Below are 14,576 nucleotides of genomic sequence, written 5' to 3'. Positions count from 1 at the left end.
CACCCCGATTGCACAGGTGTCCGCGTAGGTGCCGAGTGTAACGCCGGTGTGAAGTTTTGACCGCATGGTCATGAAGATTCAGGGGCGGGCAGGGGGCATTTCCCCTTCTTGGGCAAGGCCAGTTCACCCCGGGATATTTGTGAAAAGAAGAGAAAACTGGGGTTCAACAGGTTCCGGGCCGCTTAGCGATCAAGGCGAAGCAAGGAAACGCAAAGATAAAACTGAGAAGCGCCGCAGCAAGAGCCGGATCCGGCACGACGAAGGCCGTGAACAGGATTTGGCCACGGCCGAGTGCTGAATGGCGAGCAGGACGGTAAGCTCAATCTAAGTTCACCGTCCTGCTCATCGGTTTTATTTCTCCGGGATCAATCCGCGCGGGCTGAACCTAAGCACCAGTAGCAGCACCAATCCCATGGTCAGCAGTCGCATATGCGCGGTGCTGTCCAGCAGATGAGCCTTCAGCGCGCTGTCTTCGGCCATGCCCATGGTGATCAGCTGCATCAGCCACTGTCCCAGCGGTTCAACCTGCACCCAGAGGAACCAGATCAGGAAGCCACCCAGAACGGCACCGATATTGTTGCCCGATCCGCCGACGATCACCATCACCCAGATCAGGAAGGTGAAGCGCAGCGGCTGGTAGGTGCCGGGCGTCAGCTGCCCGTCCAGCGTGGTCATCATCGCCCCGGCGATGCCGCAGATGGCGGACCCGAGGATGAAGACCTGCAGATGGCGGCGGGTGACGTTCTTGCCCATCGCTTCGGCCGCGACCTCGTTGTCGCGGATCGCCCGCATCATCCGGCCCCAGGGCGAATGCAGCGCCCGCTGCGTCATCCACAGCAGGATCAGCAGAACAACGGTGAACAGCGCCGCGTAGAGCAGCTTCACCCAAAGGGTCGAGGCGGTGGTGGCATCGAGGCCGAGGCTGGTGGCGCGTTCGACGAAGGCCGGGCTGGCCTGCAGGTCGACCTCGTATGGCACCGGGCGCGGCAGGCCGATCACGTTCTTCACGCCGCGCGCCAGCCAGTCTTCGTTCTTCATTACGGCGATGATGATCTCGGCGATGCCCAGCGTGGCGATGGCCAGGTAATCGGAGCGCAGGCCCAGGGCCGTCTTGCCGATCACCCAGGCGCCGCCTGCGGCAAGCAACCCGCCCACTGGCCAGGCCAGCAGCACCGGCAGGCCCAAACCGCCGATATTGCCTTGCGAAGCGGGGTTGATCGCTTCGACCGCGCCGACCGCCGGGTCGAAGACCCAGCGGTAGAGGAAGAAGCCCCCGACCAGGATCACCAGCATCGCCAGCGTCCGCCCCTTGCCCTTGGCCATGCGGGTATAGGCGAGGATCGCCGCGACGATGGTCGCCGCGCCCAGCACCAGGCCCAGCAGGATACCGAACCCGCCCGCGCTCCAGGCTTCGGGGATGGGACGGGTGGATACCAGCACGGTGGCCAGCCCGCCCAGAGCGACGAAGCCCATGACGCCCACGTTGAACAGTCCCGCGAACCCCCATTGCAGGTTCACGCCCAAGGCCATGATGGCGCTGATCAGCCCCATGTTGAGGATCTGCAACGCGGTGTTCCAGCTTTGCATAAATCCGGTCAGCAGGATCAACACGGCCACGAGGCCGAACAGCCCGGTTTTCTTCATCATGTCGCTCATACCGATTTCCCCTTGAACAGTCCGGTCGGCTTGAACAGAAGCACGATCACCAGGATCGCGAAGCTGACGGCGAATTTATAGTCCGTGGACAGAAGCTGCACCAACCCGTCAGGTTCGAGGGTCTCGGGCAGCAAGTAGCCCAACACCTTCTTCCAGGCATAGGTGATGGTGACCTCGGAAAAGGCGATCACGAAACCGCCGGCGATGGCGCCCAGCGGGCTGCCCAGACCGCCGACGATGGCGGCGGCGAAGATCGGCAGCAACAGCTGGAAATATGTGAACGGCTTGAAGGTCTTGTCCAATCCGTAAAGCGTACCCGCCACGGTGGCCAGCGCCGCAACGATCAGCCAAGTGTAAAGCACCACCCGTTCCGGATTGATCCCCGACAGAAGCGCCAGGTCTTCGTTGTCCGAATAGGCGCGCATCGATTTGCCAGTGCGGGTGCGGTTGAGGAACCAGAACAGCAGAACCACGGCGATCACGGCGACCACAACGGTGATGCCCTGCGTGGTCTTGATCGCCAGCCCTTCGCGCAGGCCGGTCATCTGCTTGAAATCCCGCGCCGAGATGATGAAGCGTTCGCCATCGGCGAAGCGTTGATCGTTCGGCCCGATGATGAAGCGCACAAGGCCGTTCATGATGAACATCACGCCCATCGACACGATCACCAGGATCACCGGCTTGGCCTTCTGTTCGCGGTAGAACTGATACACCATCTTGTCGGTGCCGATCACCAGCGCCGCGCAGGCGATGATGCCGAAGGGCAGGGCAAGCAGCGCGGTCGGCAGCGGTCCGAGCGTGATGCCCATCGACTGGAACCACCAGGTGAACAGCACCACCACCATGGTGCCAAACGCCATGGTGTCGCCATGGGCGAAGTTGGAAAACCGCAGGATGCCGTAGATCAAGGTCACCCCGAGCGCGCCAAGTGCCAGCTGGCTGCCATAGGCGACGGCGGGGATCAGAACGAAGTTGGAAAGCGCCACAATGGCGTTCAGGAAATCCATCACGAAGTCACCTCGTAAAATCCAAAATGAGTGCTGGCGATGTTGCGCGATAAGGTGAAGTGACCAGTCCAGATCGCGTCCATATTAGGCATCAACGTAATCATTGACGTTCCAGCGCCATCACCAGTTGCAACAACAACATACGAAGCGTTTCCGTATCGGTCGTATTGCAGTGCGGTTCCTAATGTTTTCGTACCGTTTGGGTGAGTGATCGTTGCAATGCCTGTCTCACCATCCGTGTTGAAATACAAAGCAGTGTTTTCAGATCGACAATTCTCGCCAGATGAGAACGTTTCACCTGCAAGACAATATTCAATGAACTGGCAACTGGCTTTCATCGTTTCCGGTTTAGCAGGTGCGACAACGGCATTGGCACCAACGGCTTGCGAGGCGCAGAAATAGAAAAGAGCCATTGAAACATAAGATGTTTTTCTTCTTTTAAGTTTCGACATCATCGCTCAGCCCCCCAGGAAACTCTGGCGCACGTCCGGATCGGCCAGCAGTTCCTTGCCGGTGCCGGTATGGGCGTTGGCGCCCTGTACGAGGACATAGCCTTTGTCCGCGATTTCAAGCGCTTGGCGGGCGTTCTGTTCCACCATCAGGATGGAAATCCCGGTCCGCGCGACCTCGATGATGCGGTCGAACAATTCGTCCATCACGATCGGGCTGACGCCCGCGGTGGGTTCATCGAGCAACAGCACCTTGGGCTGGGTCATCAAGGCCCGACCCACCGCCACCTGCTGGCGCTGTCCGCCGGAAAGTTCGCCCGCCGCCTGGTTGCGCTTTTCCTTGAGGATCGGGAACAGGTCGTAGACCTGCGCCATCGTATCGCGGAAATCGTCGGTCCGGATGAAGGCGCCCATTTCCAGGTTTTCCTCCACCGTCATCGAGGTGAAGATGTTGCTGGTCTGGGGCACGAAGCCCATGCCCTGCGCCACCCGCGCCTGCGGGGAAAGATTGGTGATGTCTTGACCGTCAAGCCGCACCGAGCCTTCGCGCAGATGCAGCATCCCGAAGGTCGCCTTCATCGCGGTCGACTTGCCGGCGCCGTTGGGGCCGACGATGACCGCGATTTCGCCCTTGTTCACCGCGATGGTGCAGTCGTGCAGGATGTCTGGCCCGGTCTTGCCGTAGCCGCCGGTCATGCTGTCGCCGATCAGAAAGGCGTTGGCGGTGTTCATTACGTGGTCGGTTCCGGTTGCGGTGTCCATTGTGCCGCCGCCGGCCTTGGTGATCGTGCGGTCCTTGTTGCCGCGATCGTCCTGATAGGGATTGCCGCTCATGCGCCCACCTTGTCCTTGTTCTTGAGACCCGTACCAAGATAGGCCTCGATCACCTGTTCGTTCGCCTTGATCTCGGCCAGGGTGCCCTCGGCCAGAACCTTGCCTTCGGCCATGCAGATCACCGGGTTGCAGAGCTTTTCGATGAAATCCATGTCGTGTTCGATGACGACGAAGGTATAGCCGCGTTCCTGGTTCAGCTGCTTGATCGCGTCGGCGATGGTGTAAAGCAGGGTGCGGTTCACGCCCGCGCCGACCTCGTCTAGGAACACGATCTTGGCGTCGACCATCATGGTGCGACCCAGTTCCAGCAGCTTCTTCTGGCCACCCGACACCTCGCCCGCCTTCAGGTCGGCGATATGGCTGATGGTGAGGAATTCCAGAACCTCATCCGCCTTGGCGCGCAGCGCGCGTTCCTCGTCGGCGATGCGCTTGCGTCCGAACCACGTGTTCCACAGGGTTTCGCCCGATTGCGCGCCGGGCACCATCATCAGGTTTTCCCGGCAGCTCATCGAGGAGAATTCGTGCGCGATCTGGAAGGTGCGCAGCAATCCCTTGTGAAACAGGTCGTGCGGCGGCAGGCCGGTGATGTCTTCGCCATCCATCGTGACCCGACCCGAAGTCGGTGGAAGAACACCGGCAATCACATTGAAAAGAGTTGTTTTTCCGGCTCCGTTCGGGCCGATCAGCCCGGTGATGGAACCCTGTTCGATGGTCAGGGTCGCGCCGTCCACGGCGTGAAAACCACCGAAATGCTTATGGACGTCTTCAACGACGATCATCAAGCTTTCCCCCGTCTTGGCGCGTTTTTGCGCCTTTTTCTTTGTCGGTTATACCAGAACAGCCCGGCAATTTGTGCCGGGCTGTTCAGTTTTTTCTCAGATACGCACCTTAGCGATACTTGACCGTGGTGAGCTTGCCGTCCTTGATTTCGACTTGGCGATAGTTGCCAGCCGATTCACCGGGACCGATCAGTTCGACGGCGGTCGCGCCGACATAGTCAACGTCGCCACCACCGGCGATGATGTCGAGCGCCTTGCCCAGTTCGCCGGGATAGATTTTTTCACCCGGTGCGTTGGCCACGTCCATGACCTTGTCTTTGTAGTCACCTGGTTCCACCGACCCGGCCGCCTGCATCGCCAGCAGGATCAGGGCCGCGGCATCATAGGATTCCGGGGTGAAGGGCGAGGTTGCGTCGAACGCATCGCCGACCTGTTCGACGAATTTCGCCGCGCCCGGGCTGTCGGTGCCCGGGTGCTGACCGGTCGAGCCTTCGATGTCGGTGCCGAAGTTGTCTTCCAGTGCCTGGCCGATCATGCCGTCCGGGAAGTGGAAGGTGTCGAATGCGCCGCTGTCGAGTGCGGCGCGGACGATACCTGCGCCACCCTGGTCAACGTAACCGGCGACGACGAGACGATCGCCGCCAGCGGCGGCCAGTGCACCTACTTCGGCGGTGTAGTCTGCTTTGCCGTCTTCATGGGCTGCGTTAATGGTCACGGTACCGCCCTTGCTTTCGTAGGCGGATTTGAAGCTGTCGGCCAGACCCTTGCCGTAGTCGTTGTTGGTATAGGTCAGCGCGACTTCTTCGATACCCTGTTCCAGCAGGACATCGGCCATGACCTCACCCTGACGGGCATCGGACGGCGCGGTGCGGAAGAAGAGACCGTTGTCTTCGGCGCTCGACAGCGCCGGCGAGGTGGCGGAGGGTGAAATCATCACGACGCCGTTCGGCACGGCGACATTGGCCAGGATCGCGCCGGTCACGCCCGAGCAATCCGCGCCCATGATGCCCTTGACGCCTTCGGCGGTGACCAGACGTTCGGCCGCGGCGGTCGCGGCGCCCGCATCGATGCAGGTCGAGTCCGCGCGCACCGGCATCACGGCCTTGCCGCCCAGCAGCTTGCCGCTGTCGGTCACTTCCTTCATCGCCAGTTCGGCGCCGTCCGCCATCGAGGGCGTCAGAGATTCAATCGGGCCGGTGAAGCCGAGGATCACCCCCAGTTTGACGGCGTGGTCGTCGGCCAGCGCACTGCCGGTCATCAGCGCGGTTGCAGCCGTCGCCATAAGTAGTTTTTTCATTAATCTTCTCCCATGTTGGAACAAAGGTCCGGTGCGAACCCTATCGCCGGTTTTCGAAAATGAAAAGGACTGAGCAATACCGAGAATTCGGTATGCGCGAGAGGGTTTTCGCAGGTCCGACAACCGCCCCGCTTGGCCTGTCGCAAGGCCATTTTCGAGCCATATCGCGACGTTTTTCGTGCATTTTGCGACCAAAGCCGGGCCGGCAAGCCGGAAAACCGGTGATAGAACCATGTGGGGACGGTGCGGATCGGGCCGTGTCATGTGCCCGAAGCGGTTTTTCGCGACAATGCCTAACGTTACGGCAGCCGGTGGCGGGGGCGAATCCCTCCCGACGAAAGACATCAGGCGCACAGCGGTGTTTTCAACTTCGCCATCCCGGTTCCATCGGGTGCGATGCTATCCAAGCCCGTCATGCTTCGGGACGGCAGAAGCATCCCGGGAATGCGGTCGTCCTTTCGCGATCCGCATCAACAGGAGCATCCCATGTTCAGAGACATTCTGGTTCACGTCCTTTGCCTGCCCGGCATGGTACAAGCGCCGGACCGTGACGGCATCTTCGAAAGCTATGACGACTACGCCGCTAATGTTGGCCGGCACGTCATGCAGCGTGATTTCATTTCGTTGATCCAGCGAATGGGCGGTCGCGATGTCATGGAACAGTTCTGATCACCCGTTCGCCGATGTGCCATGGCTGCCGCGTTCGCGGTAGGGGGTGGTGTTGTAATGCGCCCGGTAGCATTTGGAAAAATGCGACGGCGAGGCGAAGCCGCAGGCCAGCGCCACATTGATCACGCTCATGTCGGTCTGCATCAGCAGGTTGCGTGCCTTCTGCAGCCTGAGTTCCATGTAATAGCGTTTCGGGCTGCGGTTGAGGTAGCGCCGGAACAGCCGTTCCAGCTGCCGCGTCGACATGCCGACCTGCTGCGCCAGAACCGAGGGGCTGATCGGTTCCTCGATATTGGCCTCCATGTCGCGGATCACCCGGCTCAGCTTGGGGTGGCGCACGCCAATGCGCGACGGCACCGAAAGGCGCTGCGTGTCCTGATCGGTGCGGATGGTGGAATAGATCATCTGGTCGGCCACCGCATTGGCCAGGTCCGCCCCGTAATCGCTCGCGATCCGGTTCAGCATCATGTCGATCGCCGAGGTGCCGCCCGCCGCGGTCATCCGGTTGCCATCCACAACGAAGACCGATTTGGTCAGTTCGACCTCGTCGAATTCCTCGGTGAAGCTGTCGTGGTTTTCCCAGTGGATCGTGGCGCGCTTGCCGTCCAGCAACCCGGCCTTGGCCAGCGCATAGGTGGCGGTGCAAACGCCGCCGATCATGATTCCCTTGCGCGCCTCGCGGCGCAGCCAGGACAGCAGTTTCTTGGTGGTCGCTTTCTGAACATGTTCACCGCCGCACAGGATCAACGTGTCGTCACGGGTCAGTTCGCCCAGCGCGCCGTCGAGCTTGAATTCGGTGCCCGCCGAGCATTGCACGCTTTCGCCGGTTTCGCTGATCATGGTCCAGTCATACAGCCGCTTTCCCGACATCCGGTTGGCAAGGCGCAGGCATTCCAGCGCCGCCGAAAAGCTCATGAGCGTGAAATTGTCCATTAAAACAAAGACAAAGCGGCGGGGCTTGTCCGGGACACCGGATACTTCGACAGCATTGCGCGACTTATTCATGGCAACGGTCCTTTGGCAGATTATGAATGACCACAGCAGCTTTTTGGATGTCGTGCAAGGGTCGGGAAGTCGGGACCTACCGATATATGAAGTTTTTGAATCGGTTATGGTCAGCGTCCGACGCTTTATGTATAGAAAAACGACCTAAACTGACGAACCGGAGTAACGACCATGAGCGAGTGGCAAAAAACCAATTGGCGATCGAAGCCTAGGGTTCAGATGCCCGACTATACGGATCAGGCCGCGCTGCACGCCGTCGAGGCGCAGCTGGCCAAGTATCCGCCGCTGGTCTTTGCCGGTGAGGCGCGCAAGCTGAAGTCTGCCCTCGGTGCCGCCTCGCGCGGCGAAGCCTTTTTGCTGCAGGGCGGCGATTGTGCCGAAAGTTTCGATCAATTCAGCGCCAACGCGATCCGCGACACCTTCAAGGTGATGCTGCAGATGGCGATGGTGCTGACCTATGGCGCCAAGGTGCCGGTGGTGAAGGTGGGCCGCATGGCCGGCCAGTTCGCCAAGCCGCGTTCGGCCCCGACCGAAACGGTGGGCGACGTGGAACTGCCCAGCTACCGCGGCGACATCATCAACGAACTTGATTTCACCCCCGAAGCGCGGATTCCCGACCCGGCCAAGATGCTGCAGGCCTATACCCAGGCGGCGGCGACGCTGAACCTGCTGCGGGCCTTTTCCACCGGTGGCTATGCCGACGTGCACCAGGTGCATCAGTGGACGCTGGGTTTTACCGAAGGCGAAAAGGCCACCAAGTACCGCGAAATGGCGGGCCGGATCAGCGACACGCTGGATTTCATGAAGGCCGCGGGTGTCGACAGCGATCGCGCCCACACACTGCAGACGGTGGATTTCTACACCAGCCACGAAGCGCTGCTGCTGGAATATGAAGAGGCGCTGTGCCGTCTCGATTCCACCTCCGGCAAGTGGCTGGCCGGGTCCGGCCACATGATCTGGATCGGCGACCGCACCCGGCAGCCCGACGGCGCCCATGTGGAATTCGCCCGCGGCGTGCTGAACCCGGTCGGTCTGAAATGCGGCCCCACCACCACCGCCGAGGACCTCAAGGTGCTGATGGAGAAGCTGAACCCGGAGAACGAAGAGGGCCGGTTGACCCTGATAGCAAGGTTCGGTGCCGGCAAGGTCGGCGAACACCTGCCGCGGCTGATCAAGGCGGTGCAGGAAGAGGGCGCCAACGTGGTTTGGTCCTGCGATCCGATGCACGGCAACACGATCAAGTCGGCGACGGGTTACAAGACCCGGCCGTTCGACGCGGTGCTGCGCGAGGTTCAGGAGTTCTTTGCCATCCATCGCGCCGAAGGCACCGTGCCGGGCGGCGTGCATTTCGAAATGACGGGGCAGGACGTTACCGAATGCACCGGCGGCGTGCGCGCGGTGACCGAAGAAGACCTGTCGGCCCGTTACCATACCGCCTGCGATCCCCGCCTGAATGCCAGCCAGTCGCTGGAACTGGCCTTCCTCGTCGCCGAGGAACTTTCGGCGCTGCGCGAGGACCGTCAGGTCAGAGCGGTCTGATCAAACAATAGGCGCGCCCAAACGGGTGCGCCTATCCTCCCACACTTCAAAAAAAACAAGGTGATTGGCTGACGGACCACGGGGGCGGGGTCCTGACCGGCTTTCATCCGTCGCATGAGGCCGCAGGTATCACTCGCCGGTTTTGACTAACTTCAGATAAGGCCTGTCCCGCCCCGCCGTCGTCGGCCGCTTCCCGATGGATGAGCCATCCCTGTCGATCCGGTGCAGCCGCGAGGCGGTGATCCGGAAACGGCGTGGCGCGGTCCCGATCCCGGCTTGGAATGAAAACACACCCAGGATACGCGTCGGTCGGCCCTGGTCGTCGACAAGGGGCCAGAGCTTCATTCGGGCATCGAACGCGGGCGTGCCCGGTCCGACTTCGGCCTGCAAACGCAAATCGGCAAGGCCGGGCAGGGCACAGACATCGGCGCACAGGATTTCGACCCGGTCGCGGGCCTGTGGCACGAAAAATGCGGTCAGGGGCATCCCGCGCAGTTCCATCCCCATCAGGTCGCGCAGATCACTTCCCGCCAGGCGCAACCGGGTGCGGCCCGGCGCGATCCGTTGCAGGATGAAGGCGCGCTGCAGCGCACCGTCGATTTCGCCTGGATTGACGGCCGCTCGCGATGGCATCGCGCGCGTTCCCTTCAGCGCATGCCAGTAGGCGTCGATTTCGTCCAGGTCAGCAAATCGGCGATCGGTCAGGAAAGGAGAGATCTGTACCAATGGGGTACCTCGCATCAAACTGGCGCTTGCCGGGGCGCAATGGTTACCGATGGGTTAATATGGCACAGGGTGGCGCAAATTTGACGACAAATTTATCTTTCTGGTTAACGGCGTCCCGCCGTCCGTTGCGCTGGCCTCCGGGCGTAAACTGCGCTAAGCCCAAGGAAATCTCACGCGGGGGGAGGGGCCTTTGATACAGTCGATGACAGGGTTCGCGTCCGGCACCGGCGCCCATGCGTCGTTCAGCTGGACCTGGGAAATGCGGTCGGTCAATGCCAAGGGGCTGGACCTGCGGTTGCGCGTGCCTGACTGGATCGAAGGGCTGGAAACCGCATTGCGCGGCAGACTGGGCAAGGCGCTCGGGCGTGGAAATGTAGCGCTGACGCTGCGGATACAGCGGGAAGAAACCGGCAGCGAACTTGCGGTCAACGAGGATGTTCTGGCCTCTATCCTGTCGGCGCTGGCGACGGTCGAACACAAGGCCAAGGAACGCGGGCTGACGCTGTCCGAAACCACCGCCGCCGATCTGCTGTCTTTCAAGGGCGTTCTGGAACAGGCATCACCCGAGGAGCAAACCAAGGCTCTGGCCGCGGCGTTGATCGCGGATTTCGAGGCGCTTTTGACGCAATTCCTGGCGATGCGAAGATCAGAGGGCGAGGCGCTGCACGCGGTGCTGAGCCGCCAGGTCGACGAGATCGAAACGCTGGTCGGACAGGCCGAGGAGGCAGTCGCGGCACGACGCTCGGACATGGCGGATGCGCTGCGCGCGTCGCTGGCGCGGGTGACGCAGAATTCAGACGGCGTGGATGAACAACGCATCGCGCAGGAACTGGCGATGATCGCGGTGAAAACCGACGTGACCGAGGAACTGGACCGGCTGAAAGCGCATGTCGGTGCGGCGCGCGGGCTTTTGCAGGAACGCAAACCGGTGGGGCGCAAAATCGATTTTTTGATGCAAGAGTTCAACAGAGAAGCCAACACGCTCTGTTCCAAATCGCAAAACACCGCCTTGACGCGGGTCGGGCTGGACCTGAAAACCGTGATCGATCAAATGCGCGAACAAGTGCAGAATGTGGAGTAACACCGGAAAATGAGCCAGCGACGCGGCCTTCTCATCATCCTGTCCTCGCCCTCGGGCGCAGGCAAATCGACCCTGACCCGACGGTTGCGCGACTGGGACCAGACTATCCGGTTCTCGGTCTCTGCCACCACCCGTCAACCGCGCCCCGGCGAAGTGGACGGGCAGGATTACCATTTCCTGACCGAGGAACAGTTCAAGCGCGACGTGGCCGATGGCGAGATGCTGGAACACGCCCACGTGTTCGGCAATTTCTACGGTTCACCCAAGGGGCCGGTTCAGGCCGCGATCGAGGACGGGCAGGACGTGCTGTTCGATATCGACTGGCAGGGTGCGGAACAGATCCGCAACTCGGCGCTTGCGGCGCATACCCTGTCGATCTTCATCCTGCCACCCTCGATCAAGGAACTGCACCGCCGGCTGGTCACCCGCGATCAGGACAGCGACGAGGTGATCGCCAAGCGGATGCAGAAAAGCTGGGACGAGATCAGCCATTGGGGCAGCTATGACTTCGTGCTGATCAACGACGATCTGGACAAGACGGCGGAAGAATTGAAAACCATCGTTCAGGCGACCCGGCTGCGCCGCCTGCAGCAACCGGCGCTGGTCGAGCATGTGCGCAACCTGCAAAACGAATTCGAGGACATCTCATGACCCTTTATGCATTGGACGGAATCGCCCCCACCACGCCGGAAAACGGCGATTTCTGGGTCGCGCCGGATGCCAACGTGATCGGAAACGTGGTGCTGGAAGAAGGCGCTTCGGTCTGGTTCGGATGCACCTTGCGCGGCGATAACGAGGAAATCCGCATCGGCGCCGGCAGCAACGTGCAGGAAAGCACCGTGATGCATACCGACAAGGGGTATCCGCTGAGCATCGCGGCGGGCTGCACCATCGGCCACAAGGCGATGCTGCATGGCTGCACCATCGGCGAAAACAGCCTGATCGGCATGGGCGCGACGGTGCTGAACGGCGCCAGGATCGGCAAGAACTGCCTGATCGGCGCCAATGCACTGATCACCGAGGGCAAGGAAATCCCCGACGGATCGCTGGTGATGGGATCGCCGGGCAAGGTGGTGCGGCAACTCGACGAGGATGCCATCGCGGCCCTGCGCTGGAGCGCCAAGCATTATCAGGACAACATGCGCCGGTTCCGTTCGGGGTTGAAAGCAATCGACTGATCCGGGCTATGACACAGGAAGCCATTCAGGGGCTGATTGATGCCCTGCCTTTGCCGACGCTTCTGGTCACAGATGGCGACCGGGTCGTCGGCGCCAACGCGCGGGCCGAAAAATTGCTGGGGCAGGGGCTGACCGGGCGTCATCTGATCACTGTCCTGCGGCAGCCGTCGGTTCTTGATGCGATTGAGGCCTGCCAGAAAACGCGCCAGCCCAAGACCACCCGCTATCTGACCAGCATGGACCGCAATGACATGACCTATCAGGTGCATTGCGGTTATGTCGAACTGGCCGAGGCGAGCGGTGTGCTTGTCAGTTTCGAAGACATTTCCCATGTCGAGGCGTTGGGCCAGATGCGGCGCGATTTCGTCGCCAATGTAAGCCACGAACTGCGTACGCCGCTGACCGCGCTGATGGGATTCATCGAAACCCTGCAAGGCCCCGCCAGCAAGGACCCGGCCGCGCAGGAACGGTTTCTGGGCATCATGATGAACGAAGCGGGGCGGATGAACCGTCTGGTCAGCGACCTGCTGTCGCTGAGCCAGGTGGAATCCGAAGAACGCATTCGCCCGTCGCAAAGCACCGATCTGACCGAACTGATCAGATCGACCCTGCGCCGCATCGCGCCGGTGGCGGAAAAGGCACGCGTCGAACTGCAGGACGACCTGCCCCCGACCCCTGTTCTGGTGCCCGGCGACGAAGACCAGCTGCGGCAAGTGTTCACCAACCTGATCGAGAACGCGATCAAATACGGCGGCAAAGATCAGACCGTTACCGTCCGCCTGTCCCAGATGCAGCGCGACCCGGCGCTGCGCGGACCCGGGGTACGGATCGAGGTGCGCGATACCGGGCCGGGCATCGATCCGGTGCATCTGCCGCGCCTGACCGAGCGGTTCTACCGCATCGACAGCCACCGCTCGCGCGAAATGGGCGGCACCGGATTGGGGTTGGCGATCGTTAAGCATATCGTCAACCGGCACCGTGGCCGGATGAAGATCGAAAGCACGCCCGGAGAAGGCAGCAGCTTCGTCGTGATTCTTCCGGCGCTAGACTAACGGCGTCACTTGTCTAGGCGGCAGGCCGTGCGGCGATATTCCGTATAAAAAGTGTATCTGTAAAAAAATACATTAATAGCAGTGACTTATGCAATCTCCTTGACCTGATGTGACAAGTTGGCAGCCGGAAAGCTCGGATTGTCATACAGCTGTTACACTCCTGTCACAAAAGCATCGTGCGAAACAAATACGACGCCCCTTGAGATCATCACGAGATGGTCGTGCTAAAACGAAATCAGGAGTTTCCTTATGTCCTTCGTGAAACTGACCGCCTCTGCTCTGGCGATCGCTGCCGTTTCCGCAACCGCCGCTTCGGCCCGCGATCAGATCCAGATCGCCGGATCTTCGACCGTTCTGCCCTATGCAACCATCGTGGCCGAAGCCTTCGGTGAAAACTTCGACTTCCCGACCCCCGTGGTCGAAGGCGGCGGTTCGGGTGCCGGCCGCAAGAAGATGTGTGAAGGCGTTGGCGAAAACACCATCGACATCGCCAACTCGTCCTCGCGCATCAAGCAGTCGGACATCGACCTGTGCGCTACCAACGGCATCAACGAAATCATGGAAGTGCGCATCGGCTATGACGGCATCGTCTTCGCGTCGGACATCAACGGCCCGGAATTCGCCTTCACCCCGGCGGACTGGTTCAGCGCTCTGGCCGCCAAGGTCGTCGTCGACGGCAAGCTGGTCGATAACCCCAACAAGACCTGGGCCGACGTGAACGGCGATCTGGCCGATCAGGAAATCCTGGCCTTCATCCCGGGCACCAAGCACGGCACCCGCGAAGTGTTCGACAAGAAGGTCCTGGAAGCCGGCTGTAAAGCCACGGGCGCCTATGACATCTTCGAGGAAGCCAATGACGGCGACGCGAAGAAAGCCAAGAAAGCCTGCCACGCGCTGCGCACCGACGGCGTTTCCGTCGATATCGACGGCGATTACACCGAAACCCTGGCCCGTCTGGAAGCCAACCCCCAGGCGGTCGGCGTGTTCGGTCTGTCGTTCTACGAAAACAACACCGACAAGCTGCAAGTCGCGACCATGGGCAGCGTCGTTCCCTCGACCGAATCGATCGCAACCGGCGAATACCCGGTGTCGCGCCCGCTGTTCTTCTACGTGAAGAAGGCGCACCTGGGTGTGATCCCGGGCCTGCAGGAATACATCGACTTCTTCGTGTCGGATGAAATCGCTGGTCCGGACGGCCCGCTGGCCGAATACGGCCTGGTGTCCGACCCGGAACTGGCCAAGACCCAGGAAATGGTTGCCGCCGGCACGCCGATGGGTCCGCTGAACTAAGTACCAATCCCGCA

The 14,576-nt window shown here is 61.1% G+C and carries 15 protein-coding genes; 7 read left to right on the top strand and 8 right to left on the bottom strand.

The window, feature by feature from the left end; all coding sequences use genetic code 11:
* Nucleotides 1-351: 351 nt before the first annotated feature.
* The 6 genes from IT775_RS01905 to IT775_RS01880 form a co-directional block, all read right to left on the bottom strand.
* A complete protein-coding gene (locus tag IT775_RS01905) occupies nucleotides 352-1,656 on the bottom strand; it encodes a branched-chain amino acid ABC transporter permease (RefSeq protein ID WP_212699368.1) in 1,305 nt (434 codons plus the stop codon).
* Nucleotides 1,653-2,663, bottom strand: coding sequence for a branched-chain amino acid ABC transporter permease (locus tag IT775_RS01900; protein WP_212699367.1), 1,011 nt, complete (start codon nucleotides 2,661-2,663; stop codon nucleotides 1,653-1,655). Before IT775_RS01900 ends, IT775_RS01905 begins: the two co-directional genes overlap by 4 nt.
* Nucleotides 2,663-3,076, bottom strand: coding sequence for a hypothetical protein (locus IT775_RS01895; protein WP_212699366.1), 414 nt, complete (start codon nucleotides 3,074-3,076; stop codon nucleotides 2,663-2,665). The genes IT775_RS01900 and IT775_RS01895 overlap by 1 nt, the downstream gene beginning before the upstream one ends.
* A 45-nt stretch (nucleotides 3,077-3,121) precedes the next feature.
* Nucleotides 3,122-3,946 (bottom strand): ABC transporter ATP-binding protein, encoded by an 825-nt coding sequence (locus IT775_RS01890; RefSeq protein WP_212699365.1) that lies wholly within the window; start codon nucleotides 3,944-3,946, stop codon nucleotides 3,122-3,124.
* Complete coding sequence (locus tag IT775_RS01885) at nucleotides 3,943-4,725, bottom strand: ABC transporter ATP-binding protein (RefSeq protein ID WP_212699364.1); 783 nt, start codon at nucleotides 4,723-4,725, stop codon at nucleotides 3,943-3,945. The genes IT775_RS01890 and IT775_RS01885 overlap by 4 nt, the downstream gene beginning before the upstream one ends.
* Nucleotides 4,726-4,834: 109 nt before the next feature.
* Complete coding sequence (locus IT775_RS01880; protein ID WP_212699363.1) at nucleotides 4,835-6,022, bottom strand: ABC transporter substrate-binding protein; 1,188 nt, start codon at nucleotides 6,020-6,022, stop codon at nucleotides 4,835-4,837.
* Between the two features lie 486 nt (nucleotides 6,023-6,508).
* On the opposite strand from IT775_RS01880, the gene IT775_RS01875 reads away from it, so the two are divergent.
* Nucleotides 6,509-6,691 (top strand): hypothetical protein, encoded by a 183-nt coding sequence (locus IT775_RS01875; RefSeq protein WP_212699362.1) that lies wholly within the window; start codon nucleotides 6,509-6,511, stop codon nucleotides 6,689-6,691.
* On the opposite strand, the gene IT775_RS01870 is transcribed toward IT775_RS01875, so the two are convergent.
* Nucleotides 6,692-7,696 (bottom strand): GlxA family transcriptional regulator, encoded by a 1,005-nt coding sequence (locus tag IT775_RS01870; protein ID WP_212699361.1) that lies wholly within the window; start codon nucleotides 7,694-7,696, stop codon nucleotides 6,692-6,694.
* Nucleotides 7,697-7,867: 171 nt separating this feature from the next.
* On the opposite strand from IT775_RS01870, the gene IT775_RS01865 reads away from it, so the two are divergent.
* Complete coding sequence (locus tag IT775_RS01865) at nucleotides 7,868-9,235, top strand: class II 3-deoxy-7-phosphoheptulonate synthase (protein ID WP_212699360.1); 1,368 nt, start codon at nucleotides 7,868-7,870, stop codon at nucleotides 9,233-9,235.
* A 129-nt stretch (nucleotides 9,236-9,364) separates the two neighbouring features.
* Here the strand turns inward: IT775_RS01865 and IT775_RS01860 are convergent, their stop codons facing one another.
* Nucleotides 9,365-9,961: a PAS domain-containing protein gene (locus IT775_RS01860; RefSeq protein WP_212699359.1), complete on the bottom strand. Its 597-nt coding sequence runs from the start codon at nucleotides 9,959-9,961 to the stop codon at nucleotides 9,365-9,367.
* 202 nt (nucleotides 9,962-10,163) lie between these two features.
* Between IT775_RS01860 and IT775_RS01855 the strand changes: the two genes are divergently transcribed.
* The 5 genes from IT775_RS01855 (at nucleotide 10,164) to IT775_RS01835 (ending at nucleotide 14,562) form a co-directional block, all read left to right on the top strand.
* Nucleotides 10,164-11,042 (top strand): YicC/YloC family endoribonuclease, encoded by an 879-nt coding sequence (locus tag IT775_RS01855; RefSeq protein WP_212699358.1) that lies wholly within the window; start codon nucleotides 10,164-10,166, stop codon nucleotides 11,040-11,042.
* Nucleotides 11,043-11,051: 9 nt separating this feature from the next.
* Nucleotides 11,052-11,693, top strand: a complete 642-nt coding sequence (gene gmk, locus IT775_RS01850; protein WP_212699357.1) for a guanylate kinase — start codon at nucleotides 11,052-11,054, stop codon at nucleotides 11,691-11,693.
* Complete coding sequence (locus tag IT775_RS01845; RefSeq protein WP_212699356.1) at nucleotides 11,690-12,220, top strand: gamma carbonic anhydrase family protein; 531 nt, start codon at nucleotides 11,690-11,692, stop codon at nucleotides 12,218-12,220. The genes gmk and IT775_RS01845 overlap by 4 nt, the downstream gene beginning before the upstream one ends.
* Nucleotides 12,221-12,228: 8 nt before the next feature.
* Nucleotides 12,229-13,272, top strand: a complete 1,044-nt coding sequence (locus IT775_RS01840; protein ID WP_212699355.1) for a sensor histidine kinase — start codon at nucleotides 12,229-12,231, stop codon at nucleotides 13,270-13,272.
* A gap of 249 nt (nucleotides 13,273-13,521) precedes the next feature.
* Nucleotides 13,522-14,562 (top strand): substrate-binding domain-containing protein, encoded by a 1,041-nt coding sequence (locus IT775_RS01835; protein ID WP_212699354.1) that lies wholly within the window; start codon nucleotides 13,522-13,524, stop codon nucleotides 14,560-14,562.
* The last annotated feature ends 14 nt before the right edge of the window (nucleotides 14,563-14,576 follow it).

Source organism: Thalassovita aquimarina (genome assembly GCF_018219815.1).
GTDB classification, from domain to species: Bacteria; Pseudomonadota; Alphaproteobacteria; order Rhodobacterales; family Rhodobacteraceae; genus Thalassobius; species Thalassobius aquimarinus.
The sequence above is the reverse complement of the archived record's forward strand: the minus strand, read 5'-3'. Positions and strand labels throughout refer to the sequence as shown.

Bases quoted from the DNA above. Each gene is read 5' to 3' on its own strand.
- IT775_RS01905 (WP_212699368.1), bottom strand. From the start codon at position 1,656: ATGAGCGACATGATGAAGAAAACCGGGCTGTTCGGCCTCGTGGCCGTG.
- IT775_RS01900 (WP_212699367.1), bottom strand. From the start codon at position 2,663: ATGGATTTCCTGAACGCCATTGTGGCGCTTTCCAACTTCGTTCTGATC.
- IT775_RS01895 (WP_212699366.1), bottom strand. From the start codon at position 3,076: ATGGCTCTTTTCTATTTCTGCGCCTCGCAAGCCGTTGGTGCCAATGCC.
- IT775_RS01890 (WP_212699365.1), bottom strand. From the start codon at position 3,946: ATGAGCGGCAATCCCTATCAGGACGATCGCGGCAACAAGGACCGCACG.
- IT775_RS01885 (WP_212699364.1), bottom strand. From the start codon at position 4,725: ATGATCGTCGTTGAAGACGTCCATAAGCATTTCGGTGGTTTTCACGCC.
- IT775_RS01880 (WP_212699363.1), bottom strand. From the start codon at position 6,022: ATGAAAAAACTACTTATGGCGACGGCTGCAACCGCGCTGATGACCGGC.
- IT775_RS01875 (WP_212699362.1), top strand. From the start codon at position 6,509: ATGTTCAGAGACATTCTGGTTCACGTCCTTTGCCTGCCCGGCATGGTA.
- IT775_RS01870 (WP_212699361.1), bottom strand. From the start codon at position 7,696: ATGAATAAGTCGCGCAATGCTGTCGAAGTATCCGGTGTCCCGGACAAG.
- IT775_RS01865 (WP_212699360.1), top strand. From the start codon at position 7,868: ATGAGCGAGTGGCAAAAAACCAATTGGCGATCGAAGCCTAGGGTTCAG.
- IT775_RS01855 (WP_212699358.1), top strand. From the start codon at position 10,164: ATGACAGGGTTCGCGTCCGGCACCGGCGCCCATGCGTCGTTCAGCTGG.
- gmk (WP_212699357.1), top strand. From the start codon at position 11,052: ATGAGCCAGCGACGCGGCCTTCTCATCATCCTGTCCTCGCCCTCGGGC.
- IT775_RS01845 (WP_212699356.1), top strand. From the start codon at position 11,690: ATGACCCTTTATGCATTGGACGGAATCGCCCCCACCACGCCGGAAAAC.
- IT775_RS01840 (WP_212699355.1), top strand. From the start codon at position 12,229: ATGACACAGGAAGCCATTCAGGGGCTGATTGATGCCCTGCCTTTGCCG.
- IT775_RS01835 (WP_212699354.1), top strand. From the start codon at position 13,522: ATGTCCTTCGTGAAACTGACCGCCTCTGCTCTGGCGATCGCTGCCGTT.